Raw genomic sequence first — 25,858 nt, 5'->3', positions numbered from 1 at the left:
GGCCGCGGCCGTCCACCGCGTCATCCCTCGGCGGTCTCGGCGCAGATCCGTCCGAGCGTCCGGACCGCGTGCTCGCTGAGCTCCGTGAACGGGTAGCCGCAGTTCACCCGGATGTAGTTCGAGAAGCGGTGCTTGGCCGAGAAGATCGGCCCCGGTGCGACGCTGATGCCGTGATCGAGCGCGCGCTCGTGCACGTCGAGCGCGCTCGTGCCGGGCGGCAGCTCGACCCAGAGCACGAAGCCGCCGGCGGGGCGCGAGACGCGGGTGCCGGGCGGGAAGTGCTCGGCGATCGCCTCGCTCATGCGCGCGACCTGGGCGGCGAGCCGGCGCCGGAGCGTCCGCAGGTGGTGGTCGTACCCGCCGATCTCGAGGAACTCGGCGATCGCCATCTGCGGCAGCGTCGCGGTCGCCACGCTCTGCGCGAACTTGAGCTGCTCGACCTCGTCGAGGAAGCGGCCGGGCGCCGTCCAGCCGACCCGGTAGCCCGGCGCGACCGTCTTCGTGAACGACGAGCAGAGCATCACGAGGCCCTTCTTGTCGAACGCCTTGGCGGGGCGGGGGCGGACGTCGCCGAAGTGCAGGTCGCCGTAGATGTCGTCCTCGATGAGCGGCACCTCGCGGCGCGCGAGCATCGCGACGAGGCGCTCCTTCGCCTCGTCGGGCATGGCGCTGCCGAGGGGGTTGTTGAAGTTCGGGATCGCGAGGCACGCCTTGATGCGGTGGCGGCCCAGCATCTCCTCGAGGACGTCGAGGTCCATGCCGGTGCGGGGGTGCGACGGGACCTCGATCGCCTTGATGCCGAGGCTCTCGATGAGCTGGAGGAGCCCGTAATACGCCGGCGACTCCAGCGCGACCGTGTCGCCCCGGCGGGCGACCGCGCGCAGGCAGAGGTGGAGCGCCTCCATGGCGCCGACCGTCGTCACGATGTCGTCGGGGGAGAGCGCGACGCCCCACTCGACCGAGCGCCGGGCGATCTGCCGCCGCAACGCCGGCAGGCCGGGCGGCGGATCGTACGAGACGCCGGCGCCGCCCGCGCTCCGCGCGATCGCGCTGAGGATCCGGTTCAACTTGTCGGTCGGCAGGAGCTCCGGGCTCGGGCACGCCGCGCCGAACGGGACGATGTGCGGGTCCCGGCACGCCCGGTAGACCTTGGAGACGAGGCTCTTCACGCTGACCCGCGTGGCGGTCGCGCAGGCGCGCGCGGCCCGGGGCTCGGGCAGCGCCGCGCCCCGGCGGGCGCGGACGTAGTGCCCCGACTGCGGGCGCGCCTCGATGAGCCCGCGGTTCTCGAGCTGCAGGTACGCCTGCAGCACCGTCGCGACGCTGACCCCCTGCTGCCGGCTGAGCCGCCGCACCGACGGGATCCGGTCGCCCGGCCGCAGCGCGCCGCGCGCGATCAGATCGGCGACGTGCGCGGCGACGCGGTCGTAGAGGTGGGCCTCGTCCTCCGCTTCGATGGGCGCCAGCACCTGCACGAGACGAAGTGTACAGCCGGGCGGGCCCTACGGTACCGGTACAGCTGCCGGGCGTGAGGACCAGCACAGTCGCCTGATCCGGAAACTGTACCGGCCTCAATTACGGGCCGACTGCCTCTGTACCGGTCGCTCGCTTGCCCCCACCCTTCGGGGCATGAAATTGACCTCACTTGTTCCGGAGCCGCCATCGCGCCTCCGGGAGCCGTCGCGGATCGAGCTCGGGAAGGGTCGCCTGTGGACGCACCGCCTGCGGGGCGGCCCGCTGCTCCTGAGCTGTACCGCCGGCGCGGTCTGGATCACCCGCGAGGGGGCGCCGGAGGACGTGGTGCTGGAGGCCGGCTCCAGCTATGGAGGCGAGGGGCGCGGGCTGCTCGTGGTTGAGGCGCTCGAGCCGGCGCAGATCGCGGTGGCGAGAGGCGAGGCAGGGAAGACGGCGCGCGCGGCGCTGGCGAGGGCGCGGGGGAGCTGGCTGGTGCTGCTCTCGCTGCTCGCGCTGTACGTGATCTGGGGCTCGACGTACCTGGCGGTCGCGGTCGCGCTCGAGACGATGCCGCCCTTCTTGCTGGCCGGGACGCGCTTCATGACGGCGGGCGCGCTGCTCTACGGCGTGCTCCGGCTGCGCGGCGCCCCGCGGCCGACGCCGCGGCAGTGGGGCGCGGCGGCGCGGATCGGGGTGCTGCTGCTCGTCTTCGGCAACGGGTTCGTCGTCGTCTCGCAGCAGTGGGTGAGCTCGGGCGTCGCCGCGGTCGTGGTGTCCACGATGCCGCTCTGGCTGGCGCTCTTCGCCACCGCGCGAGGCCGGGGCGCCGCCGGCGGCGCGTCCGCCGGCGCCCCGGAGGTCTCCCGGCGCGAGTGGATCGGGCTCCTCGTCGGGTTCGCGGGCGCGGCGCTGCTCCACCTCGGCGGCGATCTCCACGCGGCGCACGCCGGGGCCCTGCTCATCTTGCTGGCCCCCGTGTCGTGGGCGCTCGGCTCGCTGTACAGCCGCTCGCTGCCGCTCCCGGAAGGGCCGATGGCGGTCGCGGCGGAGATGCTCGCGGGCGGCGCGGTGATGCTCGGGGTGAGCGCGCTCTCGGGTGAGCACCTCGCGGCGGCGCCGTCATCGCGGTCGCTCCTCGCGCTCGCCTATCAGGCGGTGTTCGGATCGATCGTGGCCCTCAGCGCGTACACGTACCTGCTCCGGAGCACGCGCCCGGCGATCGCGACGAGCTACGCGTACGTGAACCCGATCGTCGCCATCGCGCTCGGCGTCCTGGTCGGCGGCGAGCGGGCCTCCGCGACGACCTGGGCCGCGGCGGCCATCGTCGGCGCCGGCGTCGTCATCGTCTCGCGGCGCTAGGCGCGCCGCGCCGCGCTCGCGGGCCGCCCGCCCCGCTCCGACGGCGCGTCGCGCCGGCCGGCTTCACGCCCCGGGCGCGCGCCGTCGACCGTAGGCAATGCGGGGGGCGGCGTGTAGTGTGCGCGGCGAGGAGGCGAGGTAGATGAAGAGAGGGTACCGGCTGCTCGGCTGGGCGCTGCTCCTGCTCGGGGCGCCGTCAGCGTGCAGCGGCGGCCACGTCGGCGCAGCGTCGAGCAGCGGTGCGAGCGCGGGCGCCGGCGAAGGCGGCGGCGCGGCCACGAGCACCGGAGCGGGCGGCGGCGCGGCCACGGGCACCGGAGAGGGCGGCGGCGCGGCGGCAGGCGCCGGAGAAGGCGGCGGGGCGGCAGTCGGCGCGGGCGCGGGCACGGGGCCGAGCGGCGAGTGCGCGGCGCTCGCGCCCGGGCCCTTCGAGCCGGCGCTGGTCACGGCCGTGTTCAGCGGCAGCGAGGACCTCGCGTTCGACGGCCGCGGCTACCTCGTCGCCAAGCAGGGGCCGAACCTCGTTCGCTTCGACGCCACGGGCCGGACCTCGAACTTCGCGTCGCTGCCGGGCCCCGTGTCCGGGCTCCGGTACCGGCCCGACGGGACCCTCGTGGCGGCGCGGCCGGAGCTGGGCGCCATCGTCCAGATCTCGGCGACCGGAAGGGTCGACGACTACGTGACAGGCCTCACGGACCCGAACGGCCTCGCGCCGGACGCGCTGGGCAACGTCTGGGCGACCGACCTCGCGGGCGATCGGGTGATCCGCCTCAATCCCGATGCCACGATCGACGAGATCGCGAGCGGCGCCCCCGAGGTGAGCGAGCCGAACGGAATCGTCTTCGACCCGGCGCGATGGGCGGTCTTCTACACCAACTCCTCTGCCGGCGAGATCCGCAAGATCGACCTGAACAACCCTGGCGAACCTCCCTCGCTCGTGGTCACGGTCGCCTCGTCCGTGCTCGACGGACTCGTTCTCGATACGTGTGGTCACCTCTACACGGTCGATAACGAGAACCGGCGGCTCTATCGCGTGAGGCTCGACGCGGGCGGCGCCGCTCTGGGGGAGGCCGAGCTGCTGGCGCGCTTCCCGACCGGGGTGGCCAACGCGCAGTTCGGCGCGGGCCCGGGCTTCGATGCGAGGACCCTTTACGTCGGAGGCGCAGCCGGCTCGATCTATGCTGTTGCCGTCGGCATCACCGGCGCGCCGGTCCCGGCGCCGCCAGAAGCGCCGTGACGGGCGCTCCTCGGCGGCGCACCGGAGGGGGGGGTCAGCGGGCGCCTTCCGCTGCGGCCACTTCGCCCTTCTTGAGCTTCTCTTGAAGCTCGCCGAGCTTCCCCGCCGACCGCTCGAGGGCGCGCGCGGCGCCCTCGAGCGCGATCCGCCCGTAACCGATGGCCACCCCTGCCCAGGAGGTGCTCAGCTCGCGCAGCGTCTCGACGAACGGCGGCTTGACCGGCGCCCCGCCGCCGGCGTCCGCCGCCTGCGCGGGCCCGGCGCTCCCGTTCACGCTGTTCTCGGCCTTCGGCTCCGTGATGCTCTGGGTCTCACTCATGGTCTGCCTCCCACTTCGGTATGTCCCCCCGCGACGACCGCGGGCGTACAGAAATGATGAATCCAGCGTTGACCCCCGTGCCCCGCGCGTCGCCCGCTCTCGCGGGCTCGCCAGACGCGATGTGCACTGGAGCGAGGGGAGCCCCGCCGCACGGCCGTGCCCGCGAACAGAGCCACCTTGTGGCTTCGTCGGAGGCACAAGCGCGACGCCACGACACTGCGACGCGACGCGTTAACTGTCAAGGCCTCATGTCGATTTTGTTGCCGTCGTTTTTCCCTAGGTTGTTTGATGAGGACGCTGCGGCGGCCATCGCGTTCGCTCGGCAGGTCAAGGAAGGGAGTTACCCTATGTCGCTCGCGCGCTGGAACAAGGCCACGCCACCAACGTTGTTGTGGCTTCTCGTGGTGCTGTCGCTGCTCGCCGTTCCGTCGCTCTCGATGGGGCAGGCGCCTGACGCGCCGACGGCGGCGCCTGCCGCGGGCCCGGCGCCGGCGACGCCCGCGGCGAAGGGCGCCGCGGCGCAGGCGCAGGCGCACGGGCCTCCGCCGGACTCGTGGGCTGGACAGCTGGAGATGCTCTCTCGCTGGGTCGACCAGCGCGGCGGCTCGGGGGGCTGCGAGGAGCGCTGTTACGCGCTCGATCGGCTGCGCATCACGGGCGCGGTGGGCGAGGGGCCGCTCCAGTTCGAGCTCTCGGGCGGCGTGCTCACGGACCGCCCCGTGCCCGTGCCGCTCTTCGGGCCGCCGGCGCGCCTCCGCATCGAGGCCACGCTCGACGATGGACGGCCCGCGTCGCGCCGCGAGGCCGCGCCGATCAGCTTCGAGGACGACCACTACTACCTCTGGACGGCCGCGCGCCGCTTCGTGCTCCGGGGCACCCTGTGGCTCGAGGGCGACCTCACGCTCCTGGTCGCCGGCCCGCTCAACACGTTCGAGGCCGACGTCACCGGCGGCTCCGTCGCCGAGGGCGCGCGGCTCTCGGGGCTCCGCGGGGCGACGCTCCACTTCACCCCCGACGGGGGCGCGGGGGGCGACGGGGGCGCGAGCGCGGGCCCCACGGTCTTCCAGCTGTCGCGCGCGGTGCGGGTCGGTCGGGAGATCGGCTTCGAGTACCGGCTCGTCATGCGGTCGGGCAGCGACCTCGGCGTCGTGCGCCTGCCGCTCGCCTTCGGGGAGAATGTGCTCGACGTCGCGGGCGCGAGCGGCTTCCGGGTCGAGGGCGGCGAGCTCGTCCTGCCCACCTCGGGGCGCGCCGCGGAGATGAAGATCTCGGGCACGCTCCCGAAGGTCGGGGCGTTCTCGCCCGATCCGCGCTCCGCCTACGAGTGGTGGCTGTTCGAGTCCGACGCGGAGCACCGCCTCACGGTGAAGGGCGACGCGCGCCAGGTCGACGCCGCCGAGTCGCCGATCCCGCGGACCCAGGCGACGTCGCGGCTCTTGCTCGTGCAGCGAGGGCAGCGCGTCGAGGTCGCCGTCGAGCCGCTCTCGGGGGTCGAGGTCCTCGCCGCGGTGGTGCGCGACCACCGCCGCACCCTGGTCCTGACCGAGCGCGGAGACCTCGTGGCCGACGACGCGCTCACCTACGAGAACAACGGCATCGATTACCTGACCTACGCGCCGGGCGGGCGGCCGATCTACCTGGCCACCGACGGGAAGGCGCAGCGGATCATGCACCAGGGCAAGGCCGCGGAGGAGGTCCTCGTGCCGCTGCAGACGGGGAGCCACACGATCCAGGTGCAGTCGCTGGCGCAGGCGGCGGTGCACTCGCTCGGAGGAACCCTGGAGCTGCCGATGCCGAGCTACCCGCTCACCGCGAGCGAGGTGGCGCTGACGGTCGGGCTGCCCGAGCGCGTGGTGCCGCTCGCGCTGCTCGGCGGCGACCGGCCGGTGTGGTTCGCGGACGCGGGCGACGCGTTCGCGGTGGCGGTCGGCTTCGTGGCCGCGTGGATCGCCGTCCGCCCCGGCGGGGCGGCGAGCCGCGGGCGGGTGCGCGCGCTGCGCGCGCTGGGCGGGCTGCTCATGGCGGGCCTGTGGTTCCTGGCGCCCGCGACGTTCGTGGCGCTGCTGGTCGGCATCGCGACGGCCGTGGCGGCGTGGCTCGCGGGGCGGCTCCTCGGAGGCCGTGGCCGCGCCGCCGCGATGGTGGTGCTGCTCGGCCTGGGCGGCCTGGCGCTCCTGGTCGGGCTCTTCGCCGTCTCGGCGCGGACCTACAGGGCGGAGCGCTGGAACTCCACGTACAGCGAGTCGGCGGCGCCGGCGCCCGCCGCCGTGCGCAGGGCCAAGGATGACGATCTGGCCAAGGGCGGCAGCGCGCTCGCCCCTGGAGGCGCGGTGCTGGAGGGGGTGACGCCGGTCGCGCTGTCGCTCCCGGACTACGAGCGGACCCTGCGAGCGCGCCGCGAGCTCGTCACGCGCGAGCGCGCCTTCCGCCCCGTGCTCGTCTACACGACCTCCTCGGCGCTCGTGCCGCTCGTGCTGCTGTGGCTGGCCGGGGTGACGGTGCTCCTCGCCGCGCACCGCGCGCCGCTCACGGAGCTCTACCGGCGCGCGTCCGCGCGCCTCGCGCGCAGGCCCGAGGACGACGTCGCCCAGGGCGAGCCCCCGGCGCGGGCGCGCTGAGGCCGGCCGGCCGTCATGGCCTGGTCTCCTCGCCTCGCCGCGGCCCTCGCGCTCCTCGCGCTGGTCGCGCTCCGCATCGCACAGCTGAGCCCTCCCGACGTCGTCCCGGCGAGCGCGCCGCCCGAGGTGTTCTCGGCCGAGCGGGCCAGGGCGCACCTCGTGCACATCGCGGCCGAGCCGCGCCCCACCGGCTCGGCGGGCCACCGGCGGGCGCGCGACTACCTGCTCGCGGAGCTCTCGAAGCTCGGCGTGCAGCCCGAGGTGCAGCGCGCCTCTGTCCTCAGCCGGCAGTGGGGCCTGCCGTACGACGCGGCGCACGTCGAGAACATCGTGGCGCGGCTGCCGGGCGCGGACAGCACCCGGGCGGTCGCGCTCGTCGCGCACTACGACTCGGTGCCCGGCAGCCCGGGCGCCGCCGACGACGGCAGCGGGGTGGCGGCGCTCCTGGAGGCGCTGCGCGCCCTGAAGAGCGGCCCCCCGCTGCGCAACGACGTGCTGCTCCTGTTCACCGACGCGGAGGAGGGGGGCGTCCTCGGCGGCAAGGCGTTCATGGACGAGCACCCGCTGCGTGGCGAGGTGGGGATCGCGCTCAACTTCGACGCCCGCGGGGCCGGCGGCGTGGTCGCGATGTTCGACACCGGGCCCGGCGACGCCTTCCCCGTCCGCGAGCTCGCCGGCGCCGCGCCTTACCCGGTGGCGTCGTCGCTCTTCCCCGAGGTCGCGCGGCGCATGGGCCACAGCACCGATCTCAGCGTCTTCAAGCGAGCCGGGATCCCCGGGCTGAACTTCGCCTTCACCGACGGCGCCGCGCACTACCACGCCCCGTCCGACACCGTGGGCAACCTCGACCTGCGGAGCGTGCAGCACGCCGGCGACTACGCGCTCTCGCTCGCGCGGCGCTTCGGCGCGCTCGACCTGCGGGATCCCGGGCGCGGAGATGCGGTGTACTTCAACACGTGGGGCGCCCACCTCGTCTCGCACCCGATCGGGTGGGCGCTCCCGATCGCCGCGCTGGTCACCTGCCTGTTCGCGGGCGTGGCGCTCCACGCGGGGCGGCGGCGGGCCGCTTCGCCGGGCCGGATCGCCGCGGGGCTCCTCGCCTTCCTGGCGCTGCTCGCCGGCGTCGCCGCGGCCGTGGGCGGGCTCGCGTGGATCCTCCGCAGCGTGCACCCGGCCCTCCGGGTGATGCCGTTCGAGCCGTACAACGCGCCCGCGTACCGGCTCGCGCTGGCGCTCGCCGCGCTCGCCGCCTCCGCGGCGGGCTACCGGTTCTTCCGGCGGCGGCTCGGCGCGTGCGAGCTCGCCCTGGGCGCGCTGCTCCTGTGGCTGTTGCTCCTCGCCGCGGCGAGCCTGCTCATGCCGGGCGCGAGCTTCTACTTCGCCTGGCCGCTCGCGTTCGCCCTGCTCGGGCTCGCTGCGGTGACGATCCGGCGCGGCGACGCTCCGCCCACGCTCGCGGACGCCGCGGTCCTCGTCGCGACCGCGGTGCCGGCGGTCGCGCTCGCCGTGCCCGGCCCGTACCTGTTCTTCGTCGCGCTGGGCCTGCCGAAGGCGGCGGTGCCGGCCCTCGCCGTCGCGCTCGTCTTCGGGCTCTTCCTGCCGCACGCCGAGCTGCTCGGCGGCGGCCGCTCGCCGCGGCTCGCGCTCGCGTTCGCCGTCTCCGGCCTTACGGCGCTCCTCGTCGCCTGCTCCTCCATGGGCTTCACCGAGGCCCGGCCCCGACCGGCGAGCCTCGCCTACGCGCTCGACGCCGCCGCCGGGGAGGCCCACTGGCTCTCGGCCGACCGGGACCTCGACCCGTGGACCGCCGCGTACTTCCCGGACGATCGCGGGCAGGCGCCCTCGTTCGCCGTGCCGTTCGTGCGCGTGACGCGCCAGGGCGAGGCGCCGGCCCTCGCCCTTCCGGCGCCGTCGCTCACGGTGCTCGGCGACGTCCGGCGCGACGGCGTGCGGGCGCTCCGGCTCCGCGTCGCCTCATCCCGGGGAGCCCCCTGGCTGTTCGCCGAGGTGACGTCCCCGAACCGGGTGATCCGCGCCGAGGTGGACGGAAAGGGCGTGGAGGAGCGGGGTCGCGCGGCCGACGCGAAGCGCGATGTCCGCTGGGGGTTCACCTACATGGGTTTGCCGCCGGGAGGTATCGAGTGGTCGCTGGAGATCGAGGACTCCGGGCCGATCGAGATCCGCCTGATGGACCAGACCTACGAGCTCCCGCGCGAGCTCGTGCGCGGGCCGCGGCCCAGGGAGATCATGGGCGCGCCGTACCGCCTCGCCGATTCGACGTTCGTGAGCGGGTCGTTCCAGCCTTAGCCCCGGCGGGCTCGCAAAAGCGGGCCCGCCGCCCTCGCTGGGCAGGAGAGGTGGAGCGGGATCAGTCGAGCGGATCAGTCGAGCCGATCAGTCGAGCCGATCAGTCGAGCCGATCAGTCGACAAAGATGGGTTCGCAGTTCGTGAACGCGAGCGTCGACTGGATGGTGAAGTTCGATTCGGTCGTGTGCCGCTCGGCGTGGAAGAAGTCGAGCGCGTACTCCTGCCCGGGCGTGATCCCCAGCTCGTTCGCCATCGCGTCGAGGTCGAGCCTATCGTCCTGCGGGCTGTGGAGGCCGCCCAGATCGATGGCGAGCCGGTTGTTGATGAACACCCAGAGATCGTCGTCGCCGGAGAACCTGAACTCCTCGCCGCCTTTGTACACGAACGTCATGTGGAGCTCGAACGTGAAGTGGAAGTTGTGCCGCCTCCCCTCGTTCCCGAAGCCCTGCTCGTCGATGGGGAAGAAGGCCCGGTTCTCGTAGGTGGCAATGCCGTCCGCGCCGACGACGGGCGTGATCGTGAACTGGATCGGCATGTTCACGCCGTCGACGTCGCGGTACCACTGGTTGAACTCCTCGGGCCCGGTCGTGTGCTCGGTGCCCCCCTGGTGCGCATAGACGGGCTTCTGATCCGGCCCCAGCTCGCGCTCGACGATGCCTTTCAGGCCCTGGCCCGTGAACGTCTCGAAGTCAGGGTGCCCCTCGCCGCCTTCGTAGGCGCGGAAGTCGCGCACGATGCCCGTGAGGCTCGCGTTGCACCCGTCGCCGCTGCCGCTGCCGCTGCTGCCGTTCCCGTTGCCCGCGCCCGCCGACACGCCGGACCCGAAGTCGCTGCCGCCCGTGCCCGAGCCGTACCCGGCGCCGGCGCTGTTGCTGGAGTCGCTCGAACCATCCGTGCTGCCCCCACACGCGACCCCGGCCAGCACCAGCATGGTTGCGAGCGGAGCACACCAGTTCGACTGTAGCGGCCTAAGCATGTGAAGACTCCTTCTGTAGGGGATACCGCGCGTGGTCTGCGCGTCCGTTGTGCGTGGTTTGCGCATGTTTTGCGCATGTTTTGCGCGTTGTGTGCGCGCGGGCCGCGGCGATACGAGCGCCGGGATGGGCGGCCGCCGAGGGCGCAAGCGAGACAGCAATTCTATCTCGTCGCAATGGCGGTGCGATCCAGAAAATTGCCGCCGTGCGCTGGCAGCACGAGGCCGAAGCGGAGAAAAGTGCAGCCGAGCGACAGCGCACGAGCGCCGGGAGGCGCCGGGATGTAGGTCGTTTATCGAGATCCACCGCCGCAGTGGGCGCCGAGGCGCCGCGACAGCGCGGCCGGGAGCCGCTCGCAAAAACCGTCGTGCCGGGGCAGGGGCTCGCGCCGCGCGGTTTGCCAGAACAGCACCGGGCCGAGCCGTCGCTCCCGCGCGTGCGCCATGAGCGCGGCCATGGCCTTGCCGGTGTAGACCGGCTCCAGCGAGATCCCCTCGGCGGCGAGGGCGTCGCAGGCGGCGAGCGACGCGGGCGTGGGCGACCCGTACCCGCGGCCCAGGTAGCCGTGCACGACGTCGATCGGCGCCGCGGGGGGCACGGGCGCGACGCCCCGCCGCGCGAGCGCGGCGCGGAGCTCGGCGGTGAGGGCGCGGAGGCGGAAGCGCGAGGCGAGGAGGTGCTCGACCACGGCGACGGCCACGACCCGCGAGCGCAGGCCCCCGAGCGCGAGCCCGACGGCGAGGCCGGCGGCGGTGCCGCCGGAGCCGAGCGGCACGTAGACGCGCGCGGGCTCGGGGAGCTCGCCGGCCCGGATCTGCGCGCCGAGCTCGAGCGCCGCGCGCGCGGCGCCCACCATGCCGAGCGCCGACGTGGCGCCGAGCGGCACGATCGCCGCGCCGTCGTCGTCCCGCGCGCGGAGCGGCAGGAAGAGCGACGGGCGCGCGAGCGCGAGCTCGACGCGCGACGGGTAGAAGCGGATCGAGGCCGGCCCCGAGGCGGTGAACGCGAGGTTGTCGAGCACGCCCCTGGAGAGGTCGGTCCAGAAGAGGTGCGCGTGCACCCTCCGGCCGAGCCGCTGCGCCGCGGCGACGAGCGCCGCCACGTTGCCCGAGCCGATGCCGCCCGCCGCGGACCACGCCGCCGCGGTCGAGAAGGGCGGCGCGGCGAGCACGTAGTCGAGCTTCCGCATCTTCATCCCGCCGTGGAGGGGCTCGCAGAGGTCGTCTCGCTTGACGCCGAGGAACTCGACGCCGAGCGCGGAGGCGAGCCGCGGCAGCGCCGTGACCGGCGAGGGCGCGCCGACCCAGCCGAGCCGGGGAATGGAGTCGATCATCCGAAGGGCGGCTGCGTCGCGCAACGGGGGCACCTCACGAAGGGTGTAAGACGATCGGGCGATCGGGCAATCGGGCGATCGGGCAATCCGGGGGTCAGGCGAGCCGGCGATCGGGCAATCAGGGGTCAGGGGGAGCTTTCGGTCAGGCGCTCGCGCGGCCTTCGATCACCCGGGTGTGCCGGCGCGCTGCCCTGCGAGCGTCGCGTCCGGCTCCAGGACGAGGAGGCGCACGCGCCCCGAGGCGCAGAGCCGGCCCTCCTCGTCGTAGACCGAGCCTTCCCAGACCTGGGTGCGCCGCCCGCGGTCGAGCGGGCGCGCGGTCGCGCGAAGCCGCCCCGACCGGACCGCGCGCAGGAAGCTCGTGTGGTTCTCGAGCCCGACGACCGAGCGGCCGTCCGGCAGGGCGTGGAGCGCGGCGCCGATCGAGGCCAGCGTCTCCACGATGCCGGCGTGGACGCCGCCGTGGACGATGCCATAGGCCTGCCGGTGCTGCGGCCCGATGTCGAGCTCGGCCTCCACCTCGTCGCGGGTGGCGCGGATCAGCCGGAGGCCCATGGCGCCGATCCAGCCGTCGATGGCCGCGTCGTTCAGCGCGGCGGCGAAATCCTCGGGTTCCCCTTCGGTCATGGCGGCAGCGTAGTACACGCGCTCGTCCCGGAGGGGGTGGCGCGCCGCGAACACCGCGGCCTCCAGGACGGCCGGGTGGCTCATGAGCGCGTTTTCCAGCGCGACGGAGCTTCCCGCAGTCGTGCTAGCTCTGTCTAGCCGCCCGTGCTCGGCATCGCGCGCCGGAACGCGCGCATGTGGAACTCGCGCTGCTCGTCGGGATAGATGTGCTCCTCCCCTATGGGGCAGGCGCGGCGCGACAGGCACCCTCCGGTCATGCACGTCGCGCCTGGCCCGGCGTCGAGGTGGCCGACGCACGCGGCGACATCGTAGCTGCCAGGGGAGAACGCGGACACGGGGCAGGCGCTCAGGCAGGGCTGGCCGGCGCACGAGACGCAGGGGCTCGCCAGGTCCTCGCGGGGCGGGAGCGACAGCCGCTCCGCGAAGACGAGGGCGGCGCGGTACCCGTGCCAGAGGCCGAATCGCGGGTGGATGAGGATGGCGAGGGGCGACGGGGACAGCGCCTCGGCCTGCTGCGCCCAGCGCTGGAACGGCCAGTAGGGAGGGCCGGTGAAGGGAAACAGGGCAGTCGCGCCGAGCTCCGCCGCGAGCGGGGAGACGACCGCGACGGTCCAGTCGTCGAGCGCCAGATCGGGGGCGTCCTTGCGGGCGCGCGAGAACGCGCGCCACATCGACGGGCCGGCGTTGCCGAGCAGGACGAGCGTCCCCGCGGGGAGATCGCCTGCCGCCGGCGCGCCGTCGCCTTCGCGCGGGTGGAAGCCGCCGCGGAGCGCGAGGCCAGCGCGCTCGCAGCGCGAGGAGAGATCCGGCCAGCGGATGGGCATCGCGCCCAGCGATAGGGCGCCTGGGCCTGCGCGGCAAGCGAGCGGCGGCGTTCAGTTCACGTCGACGTAGAAGTCGAGGCTCTTCAGGTTCGTGATCGGGCCTTCCCAGATCTCGAACCCGACGGCGACCGCGTTGACCGTGTTGCCGGGCACGCTGATGCCGCGCGTCTGCGCGTCGCGCACGAAGTCCATCACGTCGAACTCGATCTCCGAGCTGTCTTGCCCCTCGGCGCGCACCCAGTTCACGATCGGCAGGCCGTTCACCATGCCGTTCCAGATGTTCCACTTGCCGGGGACGTTCGCGACCTCCACGCCCTGGTGCGCGGCGTTCGGCTGCCCGGCGGGCTGAAAGCGCGTCGGATCGCGCAGCCACACCATGAGATAGCCCTGGAGCTGCGTGCCGTTGCCCATCCAGATGTCGAACGCTGCGTTGTACTGGCCCTCGTTGCCATTCTTGGCCCAGCGCCAGCCGGTGCGCAGGCTCTTGATGGAGCTGCTCGGCGCCGGCAAGCCGCAGTCAGGCACCTCCTTCACCGAGTATCGGCCGCAAAATACGGTCGGGTACGAGGCGGGCTGCCCCATCGAGCCGGCCGAGCCGCTCATGCTCTCCACCGTGAACGACGTGCCTTCCCACGAGACGGTGTGGTTGCCGAAGCCGGGGCCCCAGCCGTTGGTGATGAGCACGTACGGCGTGCCGTCGCGCGAGACGAGGCCTGTTTCATACCGCTCGCTCGATTTGCCGGAGCCCTCCATGGCGCCGTTGCCGAGCTCGGAGCCCGGGTTCGCGGTGCCGCCGGGGTCTCCGTCGTCAGCGTCAGAAGATCCAGAGCAACCGGCGGCGAGAGCCGCCGTCAGCGTGAGAAATGCAAGAGATTCGGCCAAGGTATGGGCGCGCATGGCGCGCAACATACACATGCACACAGGCGCACGGCGGTGCGTGACACCGCCGTGCGCAAAAAAGCGCGCGTGACTTGAACAATTGCAGCAACAGCGATGGCATCACCGCTCGACCCGAAAGGTGTGGCGTCCGCCGCGTCACGCGCTTCGTGGAATCAACGTCGCTCCGGCGACCTCGACGCTTTGCATGTTCGCGTCGGAGCACCGCGCGACATATCGTCTTTGCGCCCATCGAGGGTCGGAGTCGCCAGAGCGACGATCGAGCCGTGTCTCGCCGATCGTCATCGATGCTTCGAGTCGCTCGATGTCGGATGAGGCTGTTGAGCGCGGAGAAGAATGCGCTCCGGGAAAGCGTGGAACTGGGTGATCTCGTGCGCGCACTCCTCCCCGGTTCCCTCGTTCTGGTCTAGAGTGCCGTCGTGCCCCGGAGGCTCCACTGTCGGCTCGGGACGGCGGCAAAGTCCCCTCTCACCCGCGCGTTCGCTCGCGCCGGACGCGCACCCGCGAGCGCGCCATGAGCCTGCCGCGCCCGCGGGTCACGCTCCACTTCGCCCAGACGCTCGACGGCCGGATCGCGGCCCGGGACCAGCGCGTCCTGCTCAGCACGCCCGCCGGGATGGTGTGCGCCCACCGGGCGCGCGCGGAGCACGACGCGGTGCTCGTGGGGATCCGCACCGTCGTGATCGACGATCCGCGGCTGACCCTGCGCGGGTGCGAGGGGCGCCAGCCGATGCGCGTGGTGCTGGCGAGCGCCCTCGGCGTGCCGGAAGGGGCGCGCCTGCTGCAGCCGCCCGGCAGCGGGCAGCCGGCCGGCGGGCGCGTGGTCGTCTTCGGCGCGGCGGAGCGCGCGTCGCGCGCGGCGCAGGCGTGGCTCGAGGAGCGCGGCGCAGAGGTGATCGTCGTGCCCGCGGACGGCAGCGGCCTCGTCTCGCTGCCGCACGCGCTGGCCGAGCTCCACGCGCGCGGCGTGCGGCGGCTGCTCGTCGAGGGGGGCGGCGCCGTGCTCACCTCGTTCCTGCGCGCGCGCCTCGCCGACCGCGCGGAGGTCGAGATCGCGCCGCGCTTCCTCGGCGACACGGCGATCCCCGCGGTCGGCGCGCTGGGAGAGGCGCCGCTCGCGTCGGCGATCGACCTGCGCGAGCCGGCGGTCGAGCTCCTCGGGGGCAACGTGCTGCTGCGAGGGGAGGTGCGTTATCCCGACTGACGCGCCCGCGCCGCCCGGGGCCGTCACGCCGAGCGACGCCGCCCCGCCCCTCGCCCGCGAGCTCTGGTTCGTCCGGCCAGGGCTCGTCGAGGTGCGCCCGGGGGCCCCGCCGCGCGCGCCCGGGCCCGGCGAGGTCGTGGCGCGCGCGCTCGCGTCGGGCGTGAGCCAGGGGACGGAGCTGCTGCTCTTCCGCGGCGAGGGGCCGACGCCGTTCGACCCGTCGCTCGACGCGCCCGACGCGCCCGACGCAGAATGCGCGCCGACCTACCCGCGCCGCTACGGCTACGCGTGGGTCGGCGAGGTCGTCGCCCGCGGCGAGGGCGCGGCGCTCGGGCCGGGCGACCGTATCTTCGCGCTCGCGCCCCACGGCGATCTCCACCTGCTCGGGCCGGGCGCGGCGCGCGGCCTGCCCCGCTCGATCCCGGCCGAGCGCGCTGTGCTGGCCGCGAACCTCGAGACGGCGATCACGTGCGTGTGGGACGCGGGGGTGGGGCTCGGAGACGCCGTGGTGGTGCTCGGCGGCGGGGTCGTCGGGCTGCTCATCGTGGCGCTCGCGCGGCGCGCCGGGGCTGTGGTCCGGCTCGTCGAGCCGAGCGAGCGGCGGCGCCGGGTCGGCGTCGCGCTCGGCGCCGCCGCGGCGCTCCGGCCCGAGGACGACCGGCCGCGCGGCGACGCGGACGCCGTGATCGCCGCGACCGGCCATCCGGAGGAGCTCGACCGCGCGATCGCGCACGCGGCGCGCGAGGCGACGGTGACGGTCGCGTCGTTCTACGGGGCGCGGACGAGCCCGGTCGCGCTCGGCGCGGAGTTCCACCGCCGGCGCCTGCGCCTGCGGGCGAGCCAGGTCTCGACCCTCCCGCCGGAGCGCGCCCCCCGCTGGGACCACGCGCGGCGCTTCGCGCTCGTCCGCGCCCTCCTCGAAGACCCGGCGCTCGACGCGCTGCTGGACCCGTCCGTCCCGCTCGACGCGGCGCCGTCCCTGTACGCAGAGCTCGCGGCCGAGCCCGGCGCGCGGCTGCAGACGGTCTTCCGGTACGGCGCGCGATCGGCTACGCGAGAGGCAACCTAGAAAACAGAGGCCCGCCACCGCCATGTTCCTCCTCGGCGTCAGCGATCACGTGATGATCGCGCACAGCTTCTCCGATCCGTTCTTCGGCCCGGCGACCCGGATGCACGGCGCGACGTACTCCGTCGAGATCGAGATCCGCGCGAAGGCGCTCGGCCCGCACCACGTGGTCATGGACATCGGCGCGCTGCACGCGTCGCTGCGCCGGGTGCTCGACACGATCGACTACACGAACCTCGACGAGCACCCCGCCTTCCCCGGGCGCACCTCCACGACCGAGCGCGTGGCCGAGCACGTGGCCGGGCTCCTCGCCGAGGAGATCGCGAGGCTGCCCGCGGGAGAGGCGCCGCTCCCGGGATCGACGCTGAGGGTGCTCGTCCGAGAGTCGCTGTCGGCGTACGCGGGCTTCGAGCGCGACCTGTAGCGCCGCGAGGGCGGCGATCAGGCCCGGGCCGCTCCCCTGACCATGCGCATCGCCTGGATCGTCTACGGCGCCCTCGACCAGACCACGGGCGGCTACATCTACGATCGGCTCGTCGTCGAGCGGCTGCGCGCCCGGGGCGACGCCGTGGAGGTCGTGTCCCTCGATCCGGCGCCGCGGTCGCGGGCGCTCGCCGGCCTCGCCCTCGCGCGGCGCCTCGCCCGGATCGACCCCGCCGTGGTGGTCGGCGACGAGCTCTGCTTCCGGGAGCTCGGGCCGGCGTTCGCGGCGCTGCCGCGGCGGATCGCGCGCGCGCTCCTCGTGCACCACCTGAGCGCGTGGGAGCTCCCGCCCGGCCCGCGGCGCGCGGCGCTCTCGCTCGCGGAGGCGGCGGTGATCCGCCTGGGCGACGCGCACCTCGCGACGAGCGCGACGACCGCGGCGCGGCTCCGGCGCGAGCTCGGGCTCGCCCGGGTCGACGTGGCGACGCCGGGCGCGGACCGGCTCCCCTTGCTCCCCCGCGCCCCGCGGGACGGCGGCCCGCTGCGGCTCCTGTTCGTGGGGACCTTCATCCCGCGCAAGCGGCTGCTGGAGCTCCTCGCGGCGTTCGAGCGGGTCGGGAGCGCGCATGCCACGCTCGTGCTCATCGGGGACGCGGCGCGCGACCCGGCCTACGCCGGGCGGGTGCGCCGCGCGATCGCCGGCTCCGCGTTCCTGCGGGCGCGCGTCTCGGCGCCCGGCGTGCTCGGGGACGAGGCGCTCGCGGCCGAGCTCGCGGCGGCGGACGCGCTCGTCCTGCCCTCGTCGCTGGAGGGCTACGGCATGGTGCTCACGGAGGCGGTCCGGGCCGGCGTTCCGGTGCTCGCCGCCCGCGCCGGCGCGATCGCGGAGGCGGTCCAGGACGGCGCGGAGGCGCTGCTCTGGGACGACGTCGAGGGCCCCGCGCCGGCGCTCGCCCGCTTCCTCGAGGACGGCGCTCTCCGGGCGAGCATGCGCCGCGCGGCGGCCGTCCGGGCCGCGACGCTGCCGACCTGGGACGGCACCGCGGCCGCGGTGCGCGCGGCGCTCGCGCACGCGGCGCGCGGATGAGCGGATGAGCGGATGAGGGCACGACCGGCTCGGCGCGGAGCGGGCAGGATCGCGCCGCGCCGGGGCGCCGGGCCGTCACGCCCCCGCGAGCAGCGACGCCGCCTCGTCCTTCAGCCGCCGCGTGAGCGCCGCGTCGTCGCGGGCCCCGCGCGCCACCTCCGCCGCGTCCCGCGCCTCGCCCAGGCGGACCCGCACCTCGACGTCGTCGAAGCCCGGCAGCGCCGCCTGCAGGAGCGGCGCCAGCGTGGTGATCCCGCGGCGCTCGGCCCACCGCGTGATGGCCAGCCGCTTCGCCCGCGGCGAGTGCACCCCCGAGACGATCGCCACGGCGGCGCGCCCTCCCGCCGCCGCGGCCGCGCGCAGCAGCGCCCCGGCGCCCGGCTGCCACTCCGCGAGCAGCGCGTCGCCCTGGCCCGCGAACGCCGGATCCGCCTCGATGCGCCCCGCGGGGAAGTGCAGCAGCGCGCCCCCGCGGCGCAGGTGCCGCAGCGCGCGGCGCACGCCGGCCGACCGCGCCGCGAGCGCGAGCGCGCCGCCCTCGTCGATCGGCACGAAGAGCAGCCGCCGGCTCACGTGGGGCAGCGCCCGCAGGAACCGCCGATCGGCCGCGACGATCATGAGGTCTTCCCGGCCGAGCGCCGCCATGAGCGCGAGCGCGTCGTAGGCACCGGGGTGGTTGGACACGACGAGCAGCGCCCCGCGCGACGGCGGCGCCGCGTCGGCCGTCCAGCGCGCCCCGAAGCCGGCGAGCGCCTCCCGCGCCGCGACGTGGAGCCCCGCCTCGCCGGTGCGCCGATCGAAGCGCGCGAGCACGCGCCCGAGCGGCCACGAAGGGACGGCGAAGGCCGCGCGCCCGGCCCGGCGCACCCACGCCGGCGCCCCGCCGAGGCCGAGCGCCGCCACCATCTCCGCGCCGGACAGGTTCGCGAGCTCTCGCTCCAGCGGCTCCGTCATGTCCGCGTCTTACTCCGTGTCGACGCCACCTCGCCAGCGCAGGCGCTCCGCCCGCCCGACATCGTCCAGCGCGGTGGGGCGCGTTTTCTGTCGCCTGTCGGGTTTGCGTCGGGGCGCGCCGCCTCTGTATGAAGGGGGGCATGAACGCCACGTTCCCTGCCATGGAGGACGCGATCGGCCGCGGCGACGCGGCCGCGCGCCCTCGGCGGACGCTCGCGGATCTCCCGGGGCCGCCGGGCTTGCCTGTGCTCGGCAATCTGCTCGCGCTCCACCCCGACCGCTGGCACCTCGAGTTCGAGCGGTGGTGGCGCGCCCATGGAGACCTGTTCGTCGTGCGGATGGGCCGGCAGCCGGTCCTCGTCGTCGTCGACGGCGAGCTCGTGCGCGACGTGCTCCAGCGCCGCCCCGCGGTGTTCCGGCGGGTGCGCGCCATCGAGGCCGTGTCGCGCGAGGCGGACATGGTCGGGCTGTTCTCGGCGGACGGCGACGCGTGGCGGAAGCAGCGGCAGCTCATCCACCCGACGTTCCATCCGAGGCATGTCGAGGGCTTCTTCCCGAGCATCCGCGACATCACGGGCCGGCTGCGCGAGCTCTGGGCGCGGGCGGCCGACGAGCGCGCCGCCCGCGACGTGCTCGGCGATCTCATGCGTTACTCGGTCGACGTCACCTCGTCGGTCGCCTTCGGCCGCGATCTCAACACGCTCGAGCGCGGGGCGGACGCGCTCCAGGAGCACCTCCAGCGCGTGTTCCTCGGGCTGAACCGGCGGATGCTCGCGCCGCTGCCCTACTGGCGCTACCTGGGCCTGCCCGCCGACCGCGCCTACGACCGCGCCCTGGTCGCGGTGAAGCGGCTCATCCTCGATCTCGTGACCGCCGCGCGGCGCGAGATCGAGGGCGGCGCGGACCGGCCCGCGCGCCCGCGGACGCTGCTGGAGCTCATGATCGCCGCGCGGGACGGCGAGGACCCGAGGGCGCGCCTCTCGGACGCCGAGGTCTACGCGAACGTGCTCACGATGCTGCTCGCGGGCGAGGACACCACCGCGAACACCCTCGCGTGGATCCTCTATTACCTGGGCTCGCGCCCCGACGTGCAGGCGCGCGCCCGCGAGGAGGTCGATCGCGTGCTCGGCGGCGGCCTGATCCCGACGCTGGAGCAGTGCAAGCGCCTCGAGTACACGGCGGCCGTCACGCAGGAGACGCTGCGCCTGCGCTCCGCCGCGCCGCTGCTCTTCCTCGAGGCGAACCACGACACCGCGGTGGGCGACGTGGCCGTGCCCGCCGGCGCCGGCGTCGTGGCGCTCACGCGCGCGACGGGGCGGAAGCCCGAGTATTTCGGCGATCCGGAGTCGTTTCGCCCCGAGCGCTGGCTCGGGGGCGCGCCGTCGACGCTGCCCCACGAGCCGAGGATGGCGCTCGCGTTCGGCGGCGGGCCGCGCGTCTGCCCGGGGCGCGCGATGGCGCTCCTGGAGTGCGCGGTGACGGCCGGCATGGTGCTCCGGAGCTTCACGGTGCACCTCGCGGATCACACCGCGCCGGTGCGGGAGCGGATGGCGTTCGCGATGCAGCCGGAAGGGCTGCGCATCCGGTTCGCGAGGCGCGCCAGCGCGTGAGATCACGAGGCGCGCCAGCGCGTGAGATCGCGAGGCGCCGGCGCGCGTGGCGGCCAGGCGCCGGCGCTCCGGCTCACTGCACCTTGGCGAGGGCCGCGTCGTAATCGGGCTCCTGCGCGATCTCCGGGACGAGCTCGACGTGGAGCACCTTGTTCTGCTCGTCGAGCACGAGGACCGAGCGCGCGAGCAGGCCGGCGAGCGGCCCGTCGACGAGCGTGACGCCGTACTTCTGGCCGAAATCTCCCCGGAACGTCGACAGGCCTTCCGCGTTCGAGATGCCCTCGGACGCGCAGAACCGGGTGTGCGCGAACGGCAGGTCCGCCGAGATGTTCAGCACCGTCACGCCCGGGAGCTTCTCGGCGCGCTCGTGGAACGTGCGCACGGATCTCGCGCAGACCGGGGTGTCGACGCTCGGGAAGATGTTGAGGATCTTCTTGCCGGAGTACGACGAGAGCTTGCGCTCGGAGAGATCGGTCTTCACGAGCGTGAAGTCGGGGGCGGTCGCGCCGACGGACGGCAGCTCGCCGGCGGTGTGGATTGGGCTTCCCTTGAACTTGGTCTGAGCCATGGTCGCATCCTCCTCTGTGCTCTGTGCAGCTGTGCGGCAGCGCCTCTCGTAGGCGCGCCGAGGGCGGACGCCAAGCAGAACCAGCCAGGCTGTCCCGGCCGGAGCTCCGCTCGTCTGGCGCGCGGGCGTTGCGCTGGCCGGGCGGTCTTGCCCGGGCGAGCGTCGCGCGAGCGTTGATTGCCCGCGCGCGGTGGGACGCGCGATCAGCGGAGGGGCGAGCGATGGACCAGCGGAAACGGCTCCACCTCGCCGTCATCGGGGTTCGTGGAGTCCCTGCTGTACCCGATCTCCTGTTCGTCCGTCGTGATGACGAAGGGGCCCCCGATCTCCTCTGGCTCCACCCTGTCTTCGTAGTCTTCTGTGGTGTCGCCCCTGCCCGATGTCGCCGAGGCGACATACTGCTCGGCGATCTGCTCGGCGAGCTCGTCGAGCACCTCGGAGGGGCCGTCGTCCGGGTCGGGGATGAACGCATCTCGGCTCTCCGCACGACCGGCGCTCCTGCGCGCCGCCGCCATGAAATCATGGCTGTGGTTCCTGCTCGTGGCCTGCTGGGAGCTGTCTCGCTTGGTCTGCATGGATGATCTCCTCGCTCGGCGGCGCGCGCTCACGCGCTCTCGGCGCCGCCGCCCTTCCGCTGTTCTGATGGCGAGAGATGCACCGCGTGTACCATGAAGCTGGATCGCCGATCTGCGCGCGCCACGGCGAGCGGATGGGACCGGCGCTCGCTCCCTGCGGGGTGCGCGCTGCGCTGGGCCTAGGATGCGTGGTGCGTCGTGCCACAGCGGTCGCGATGGGCCGGTGGCACGATGCCCCGGCCGCGCGCCGCGCTTACCAGTCGAGCTCTTCGCGGATGGCCTCCGCGAGCTGCTGGGCCATGAGCGCGTTCGTCTTGACGCTCGGGTGGTAGTCGCAGCCGAGCCCGTTCGCCGCGCCGTCCTGCGCGGGGAACTCGAGGACGCGCACCTTGTCGTCGCCGCTGTCGTTCCGGTCCTCCACCACCTGGCCGATGTAGGCGCGCGCCCTGGTGAGCGCCTCGGCGCCCTCCGGGTACGAGTCGCTCAGCATGGGCCCGATGGTGCAGAAGATGAACGCGTCCGGATAGTTCGTTCTGACCGTCTCGACGAGGCCCGCGTAGGCATCGGTGAACGGCCCGCGGAACTGGGCGTCGCCCGGGACGTTGATGCTGAAGTCGTTCGTGCCCAGGTTGATCACCACGACCTGCGGCACCCAGGACGAGAAGTCCCAGGCGGGCTGTGCCTCGTCGGCGATCGTCCGGCCGTAGATCTCGGGCATCGTGGGCGCGACTTCACCGTCGTAGTTCCGGTACACGCCTCTGCCGGACCAGGCGACGATCGTGGTGTCGGCCCCGACCAGCCGGCCTGTCAGGGCGCTGTAGGCGAGGTAGTTGTTCTCCGTATCGCTCGTGAACGGGCAAGTCTCGTTGGCGCCGTCGACCCCGTAGCCGGCGGAGATCGAGTCGCCGATCACCTCGATCCGGCGCGCGGGCGCAGCCGGGACCGGCAGGAGCGCCTCGCCCTGCTCCGGGACGAACTCGAGGAACTGCGACACGCCGACCAGCGGCTCGGTGCGGCGGTGGAGCACGAGGTCGTGCTCGCCGTCGGGCAGCCCCTCTGCGACCGTGTAGAGATCCTCCTCGCTGTTGACCTTGAGGACGCCCTTCGCCTGGCCGTCGATCACCACCTGGAAGAAGTTGGATTCCGCCGCGGTCGACTCGTCGTTGAAGCGGACGCCGATCGACGTCCCCGAGAACCGCGTGACGATCGCGCTGCCGGCCCAGGAAAAGCGGGGGCCTTCGGGCTTCGTCGTATCGAAGCGCCCGATGAAGCGGATGGTGTCGCCGGAGGGGTCTCCGCCGCCCGCGCCGCTCGTGCTCGACGAGGTCGTGCCGGGATCCGCGCCTCCGCCGCCTCCGCCGCCTTCGCCGCCTCCGCCGCCTCCGCCCGTGCCGCCGCCGTCGCCGCCTGTGCCGGAGGCGCTGCTCGAGGTGGGTGAGCCACCGCCCGAGCCCGTCGTTCCAGTCGTTGCATTCGAGTCGTCGTCACCGCAGCCGGCCAGCGCCGACCAGGCGATGCAGCAGATGGAAGCGAGCCTCGGGAGATTGGAGTAAGCTTGTCGTTTCATGCGCGCGAGGATGCGCTAGGTCCGTGGCGCGGACAACTCCAATCTCCTCCTGCGCGCAGGGGCAGACACCGCGGCGCGGGCGTCGAGCCGCGGAGATCGGTTGATCTCAGTTCCAGGTCCGGTCCTGGCTCTGGTACCTGGAGCGGCCGCTCTCCTCGGCGGGGGAGCGCTCGAGGCCCTGGCCTTGCGAGGAACGCACGTCGTCGCGCTCGTGGACGCGGGTCGAGTACCCCTGCGGGAGCTCGTCGCCCATGAAGCGGCCGAACCCGGGCCGGCGCTCCGGGCGATTGTAGGTGTCGCCGTATCCGCTGCGCTCCTCGCTGCGGCCGCGGCCCTCGCGCTCCTCGCCCCGACCCTCGTATCCGCGACCGTGGTCGCCTCGGCCGTCATGGTGACCAGGGGCGTTCCTCTCGTCGCCGCCTCGATATCGATCCTGGCCCTCGCCGCGCCCGTAGCCGTGGCCACGATACGGGTCCTCGCGGCCCTGGTGGTCGTCTCGCCCGTAGTCGCGGCCGTAGTAGCCGCGGTTCTCGTCGCGCCCTCGCTGCACAGGGCCGAACCCTCTTCGCTCGTCCTCGCCGCCCCGCCCGCTGAAGTGATCGTCACGCCCGCCGATCCGCTCCCACGAGGGGCTGTCCTGTCCGTAGGCGCGGCGCTCCTCGGGCTCGCGGAAGCCGCGCGCGCTGGCGCCTCCCTGCTCCTGCCAGCGCCTCTCGGAGCCGCCGCGGTCGTCTCGCGCGTGCTGGCCGCCCGCCCTACACGGGTCTCTGCCGTCTCCCCGCTCTTGCTGACCGTACGGTCGCGGCAGCTGGCCCAGCTCTCCCTGCCGGCTGCCGCCGCTCTGGTTTGCGTAGTTGCCGCGGCTGTACGACCCTCGCTCGAACGCGTCGCGCTCCCCCTCGTGACCGCGGAATCCGCGCTGATCGTCGTCCCGTGGCGCGCGCCACCGCTCGTCCCGGGGACGCCAGTCGTCGCGCGGCCCCTCGTCACGGAAATCCCGGCCCTCGTAGCGATCTCGTGCCATCTCGCTCTCCCTCTGGGTGCTGGTGAACAACTCTCGCGCCTCACGAAGGCGGTCACCTCCGCGAGCAGCGGGCCCACCCGTTTCCACCCGTTCAGCTTCAGCAACTTCAGCAACCGACGTGCCCAGTTGAAACCCGGTCGAGGGGAGAGGAGCGCCGGCGCCCCGACAGACGGCCTCGCGGCCGGAGCGCGCCGCCGCGCGACAATGCGCCACACGCTGGGGCAAGCTGTCACGCAGGCGCGGCTCGTGTCGCTCAGGACGAGCTCGCCGGGCCGGCTCAGCGGCCCAGTTCGGATCCGGGGCAGGGAAGCAGGGAAGCAGGGAAGCAGGGAAGATGAGCACCGCGGGCAGCGGCGCTCCCCGGCGCTCAGTAGCGCGTCTCGCAGGGGTGCTGATCGGCGAACGCCTTCACGGTGGTCTTGCTGGACGACCACGGGAAGTTCAGATCGGTGATCGACCACGAGAGCGCGCCCGCATACCCCATGTTGTAGAGGTCACCCACGAACTTGTCGTAGCGCACGTCCATCGCCTCCATGTTGATGGGGAACTCGCCCATGACGACCGGCTTGTCCGTGAGGCCGTACTCGGAGAGGGGCTTGTCGTACGGGAAGGAATCGTTGACCCAGGCGTACATGTGGACCTGGTAGAAGTCGACGTCCGAGCGCGTCCACGCCTGACCCCACTTGATGGCGGCGCTGCCGACGCTCACGGGCGCGCCGGTCTCTCCCCTCAGCACGGCGGCCGACTCCTTGGCGAGCGCCTCCATCTGCTGGTGTGTGACGAGATCGAACTTGCTGGAGTCCCCCTCGAACGCCGGGTCGCCGCCGTAGAGGCTCGGCCCGGTCATCGCCCACTCGGGCTCGTTGATGACGTCCCAGGCCAGCATCCGGTCGCGGTGCGGGCTCGACGCCACCGTCCGAGCGATGGGGCGGACGACGTTCTCGATGAGCTTGGCGCGCCGGCCCGCGTCCGCCACGATGGGGCCCATGCTCGCGACCGACAGGCCGTTCGGCGGGTTGTGTGATGTCTTGTAGAAGCCATCGAAAGAGAACAGCGTGAACATCACGTTGACCTGCGCCTGGTCCGCGAGCTCGAGCGCCGCCAGGATGTCCTGCGTCGAGGTGCCGCCGAGCCCGGTCGGGTTGCCCTGTCCGTCGAAGTTGATCTGGTCCCCGTAGAAGCGGGGGTAGATCCACCAGCGGACCACGTCCACGCCGTGGGCGCGCATGTCCTGCAGGTCGGCGAGCACCTGGCTCTTCTTGCCCGAGATGCCCGCCTGGCTCCACTTGGACTGACCGCCGAAATCGGCGCCGAAGTCGCGCCAGGCGTAGTTCACGCCGTACATGAAGCGAAGGCGGCACGCGATCTCGACCCCTGCCTCGAACGGACACTCGTCTTCCACGCCGGCGCAGGCGCCGGTCTCTCCCCCGCTGCTGGTGCTGCTGCCGGCCACGGGATCGCCGCTGCCCGTGCTCGCGGGCCCGCCGGTGGGCTCGCCTGCGCCCGCGCCGGAGCTCGCCGGTGTGCCGGCGCCCGCGCCGGAGCTCGCAGGCGTGCCTGCGCCCGCGCCGGAGCTCGCAGGTGTGCCTGCGCCCGAGGAGTTGCTCCCGGTGGGGCCGCTGTCCCCCGCTTCGCCGCCCGCGCCGCCCTCGCCGCCGCCGTCCGACCCATCGCCACAGCCGAATCCAGCCACGGAGAGCTGGAGAACCCCGACAAGAAGAAGCCAGTTGCGCATGCCCGATTATCACCAGAAACGCGCGACGGACCAGCCCGAATTCTTAATCGGTTCAGTGACTCGCTGCGCAACGTTCTGCTCTTGCTACAAGATC

Annotated in this window: 22 protein-coding genes; 9 read left to right on the top strand and 13 right to left on the bottom strand. The window is 73.7% G+C overall.

Annotated elements, in window-relative coordinates; translation table 11 throughout:
• Positions 1–20: 20 nt before the first annotated feature.
• A complete protein-coding gene (locus WMF27_RS28445) occupies positions 21–1,475 on the bottom strand; it encodes a PLP-dependent aminotransferase family protein (RefSeq protein WP_437765728.1) in 1,455 nt (484 codons plus the stop codon).
• A gap of 154 nt (positions 1,476–1,629) precedes the next feature.
• Here WMF27_RS28445 and yedA point away from each other — a divergent pair, with 154 nt between their 5' ends.
• Together yedA and WMF27_RS28435 are read left to right on the top strand one after the other, a co-directional pair.
• Positions 1,630–2,814: a drug/metabolite exporter YedA gene (yedA, locus tag WMF27_RS28440; RefSeq protein ID WP_437943144.1), complete on the top strand. Its 1,185-nt coding sequence runs from the start codon at positions 1,630–1,632 to the stop codon at positions 2,812–2,814.
• A gap of 142 nt (positions 2,815–2,956) precedes the next feature.
• Positions 2,957–4,051: an SMP-30/gluconolactonase/LRE family protein gene (locus tag WMF27_RS28435; protein WP_437765730.1), complete on the top strand. Its 1,095-nt coding sequence runs from the start codon at positions 2,957–2,959 to the stop codon at positions 4,049–4,051.
• A gap of 34 nt (positions 4,052–4,085) precedes the next feature.
• On the opposite strand, the gene WMF27_RS28430 is transcribed toward WMF27_RS28435, so the two are convergent.
• Positions 4,086–4,370 (bottom strand): hypothetical protein, encoded by a 285-nt coding sequence (locus WMF27_RS28430; RefSeq protein WP_437765731.1) that lies wholly within the window; start codon positions 4,368–4,370, stop codon positions 4,086–4,088.
• A gap of 347 nt (positions 4,371–4,717) precedes the next feature.
• Between WMF27_RS28430 and WMF27_RS28425 the strand changes: the two genes are divergently transcribed.
• Positions 4,718–6,988: a hypothetical protein gene (locus tag WMF27_RS28425; protein WP_437765732.1), complete on the top strand. Its 2,271-nt coding sequence runs from the start codon at positions 4,718–4,720 to the stop codon at positions 6,986–6,988.
• 15 nt (positions 6,989–7,003) lie between these two features.
• Positions 7,004–9,295, top strand: a complete 2,292-nt coding sequence (locus tag WMF27_RS28420) for a M20/M25/M40 family metallo-hydrolase (protein ID WP_437765733.1) — start codon at positions 7,004–7,006, stop codon at positions 9,293–9,295.
• A 113-nt stretch (positions 9,296–9,408) separates the two neighbouring features.
• Here WMF27_RS28420 and WMF27_RS28415 read toward each other — a convergent pair whose 3' ends face one another.
• From WMF27_RS28415 to WMF27_RS28395, 5 genes are all read right to left on the bottom strand, one after another.
• Entirely contained in the window at positions 9,409–10,272 is an 864-nt protein-coding gene (locus WMF27_RS28415; protein WP_437765734.1) for a fibro-slime domain-containing protein, read from the bottom strand.
• A 290-nt stretch (positions 10,273–10,562) separates the two neighbouring features.
• A complete protein-coding gene (locus WMF27_RS28410; protein ID WP_437943143.1) occupies positions 10,563–11,603 on the bottom strand; it encodes a 1-aminocyclopropane-1-carboxylate deaminase/D-cysteine desulfhydrase in 1,041 nt (346 codons plus the stop codon).
• A 165-nt stretch (positions 11,604–11,768) separates the two neighbouring features.
• Entirely contained in the window at positions 11,769–12,476 is a 708-nt protein-coding gene (locus tag WMF27_RS28405) for a hotdog fold thioesterase (RefSeq protein ID WP_437765736.1), read from the bottom strand.
• Positions 12,365–13,054 (bottom strand): hypothetical protein, encoded by a 690-nt coding sequence (locus WMF27_RS28400; protein ID WP_437765737.1) that lies wholly within the window; start codon positions 13,052–13,054, stop codon positions 12,365–12,367. The genes WMF27_RS28405 and WMF27_RS28400 overlap by 112 nt, the downstream gene beginning before the upstream one ends.
• A 51-nt stretch (positions 13,055–13,105) precedes the next feature.
• Positions 13,106–13,951: a GH12 family glycosyl hydrolase domain-containing protein gene (locus WMF27_RS28395; RefSeq protein ID WP_437765738.1), complete on the bottom strand. Its 846-nt coding sequence runs from the start codon at positions 13,949–13,951 to the stop codon at positions 13,106–13,108.
• A gap of 514 nt (positions 13,952–14,465) precedes the next feature.
• Between WMF27_RS28395 and WMF27_RS28390 the strand changes: the two genes are divergently transcribed.
• From WMF27_RS28390 to WMF27_RS28375, 4 genes are all read left to right on the top strand, one after another.
• Positions 14,466–15,155, top strand: coding sequence for a RibD family protein (locus WMF27_RS28390; protein WP_437943142.1), 690 nt, complete (start codon positions 14,466–14,468; stop codon positions 15,153–15,155).
• Positions 15,156–15,246: 91 nt separating this feature from the next.
• Positions 15,247–16,224 (top strand): zinc-dependent alcohol dehydrogenase, encoded by a 978-nt coding sequence (locus WMF27_RS28385; RefSeq protein WP_437765740.1) that lies wholly within the window; start codon positions 15,247–15,249, stop codon positions 16,222–16,224.
• Between the two features lie 22 nt (positions 16,225–16,246).
• On the top strand, positions 16,247–16,645 hold the full coding sequence (locus tag WMF27_RS28380; protein ID WP_437765741.1) for a 6-pyruvoyl trahydropterin synthase family protein: 399 nt from the start codon (positions 16,247–16,249) through the stop codon (positions 16,643–16,645).
• Positions 16,646–16,687: 42 nt separating this feature from the next.
• The gene (locus tag WMF27_RS28375) at positions 16,688–17,731 is read left to right on the top strand and encodes a glycosyltransferase family 4 protein (RefSeq protein WP_437765742.1); all 1,044 of its coding nucleotides are present in this window, start codon (positions 16,688–16,690) and stop codon (positions 17,729–17,731) included.
• Between the two features lie 75 nt (positions 17,732–17,806).
• Here the strand turns inward: WMF27_RS28375 and WMF27_RS28370 are convergent, their stop codons facing one another.
• Positions 17,807–18,685 (bottom strand): 1-acyl-sn-glycerol-3-phosphate acyltransferase, encoded by an 879-nt coding sequence (locus WMF27_RS28370; protein ID WP_437765743.1) that lies wholly within the window; start codon positions 18,683–18,685, stop codon positions 17,807–17,809.
• Between the two features lie 140 nt (positions 18,686–18,825).
• Here WMF27_RS28370 and WMF27_RS28365 point away from each other — a divergent pair, with 140 nt between their 5' ends.
• The gene (locus WMF27_RS28365) at positions 18,826–20,295 is read left to right on the top strand and encodes a cytochrome P450 (RefSeq protein ID WP_437765744.1); all 1,470 of its coding nucleotides are present in this window, start codon (positions 18,826–18,828) and stop codon (positions 20,293–20,295) included.
• A gap of 73 nt (positions 20,296–20,368) precedes the next feature.
• On the opposite strand, the gene tpx is transcribed toward WMF27_RS28365, so the two are convergent.
• The 5 genes from tpx to WMF27_RS28340 all read right to left on the bottom strand — a co-directional run bounded on the left by tpx (position 20,369) and on the right by WMF27_RS28340 (position 25,764).
• Complete coding sequence (gene tpx / locus WMF27_RS28360) at positions 20,369–20,863, bottom strand: thiol peroxidase (protein WP_437323736.1); 495 nt, start codon at positions 20,861–20,863, stop codon at positions 20,369–20,371.
• A 203-nt stretch (positions 20,864–21,066) separates the two neighbouring features.
• Complete coding sequence (locus tag WMF27_RS28355) at positions 21,067–21,438, bottom strand: hypothetical protein (protein WP_437765745.1); 372 nt, start codon at positions 21,436–21,438, stop codon at positions 21,067–21,069.
• A gap of 253 nt (positions 21,439–21,691) precedes the next feature.
• Positions 21,692–23,005 (bottom strand): SGNH/GDSL hydrolase family protein, encoded by a 1,314-nt coding sequence (locus WMF27_RS28350; protein ID WP_437765746.1) that lies wholly within the window; start codon positions 23,003–23,005, stop codon positions 21,692–21,694.
• 106 nt (positions 23,006–23,111) lie between these two features.
• The gene (locus WMF27_RS28345; protein WP_437765747.1) at positions 23,112–24,029 is read right to left on the bottom strand and encodes a hypothetical protein; all 918 of its coding nucleotides are present in this window, start codon (positions 24,027–24,029) and stop codon (positions 23,112–23,114) included.
• 367 nt (positions 24,030–24,396) lie between these two features.
• Positions 24,397–25,764, bottom strand: a complete 1,368-nt coding sequence (locus WMF27_RS28340; RefSeq protein ID WP_437765748.1) for an endo-1,4-beta-glucanase — start codon at positions 25,762–25,764, stop codon at positions 24,397–24,399.
• Positions 25,765–25,858 lie beyond the last annotated feature (94 nt).

This window comes from Sorangium sp. So ce281 (genome assembly GCF_051527395.1).
In the GTDB taxonomy this organism is placed as follows: Bacteria; Myxococcota_A; Polyangia; order Polyangiales; family Polyangiaceae; genus Sorangium; species Sorangium cellulosum_B.
This window is presented reverse-complemented; position numbering and strand designations above follow the sequence as displayed.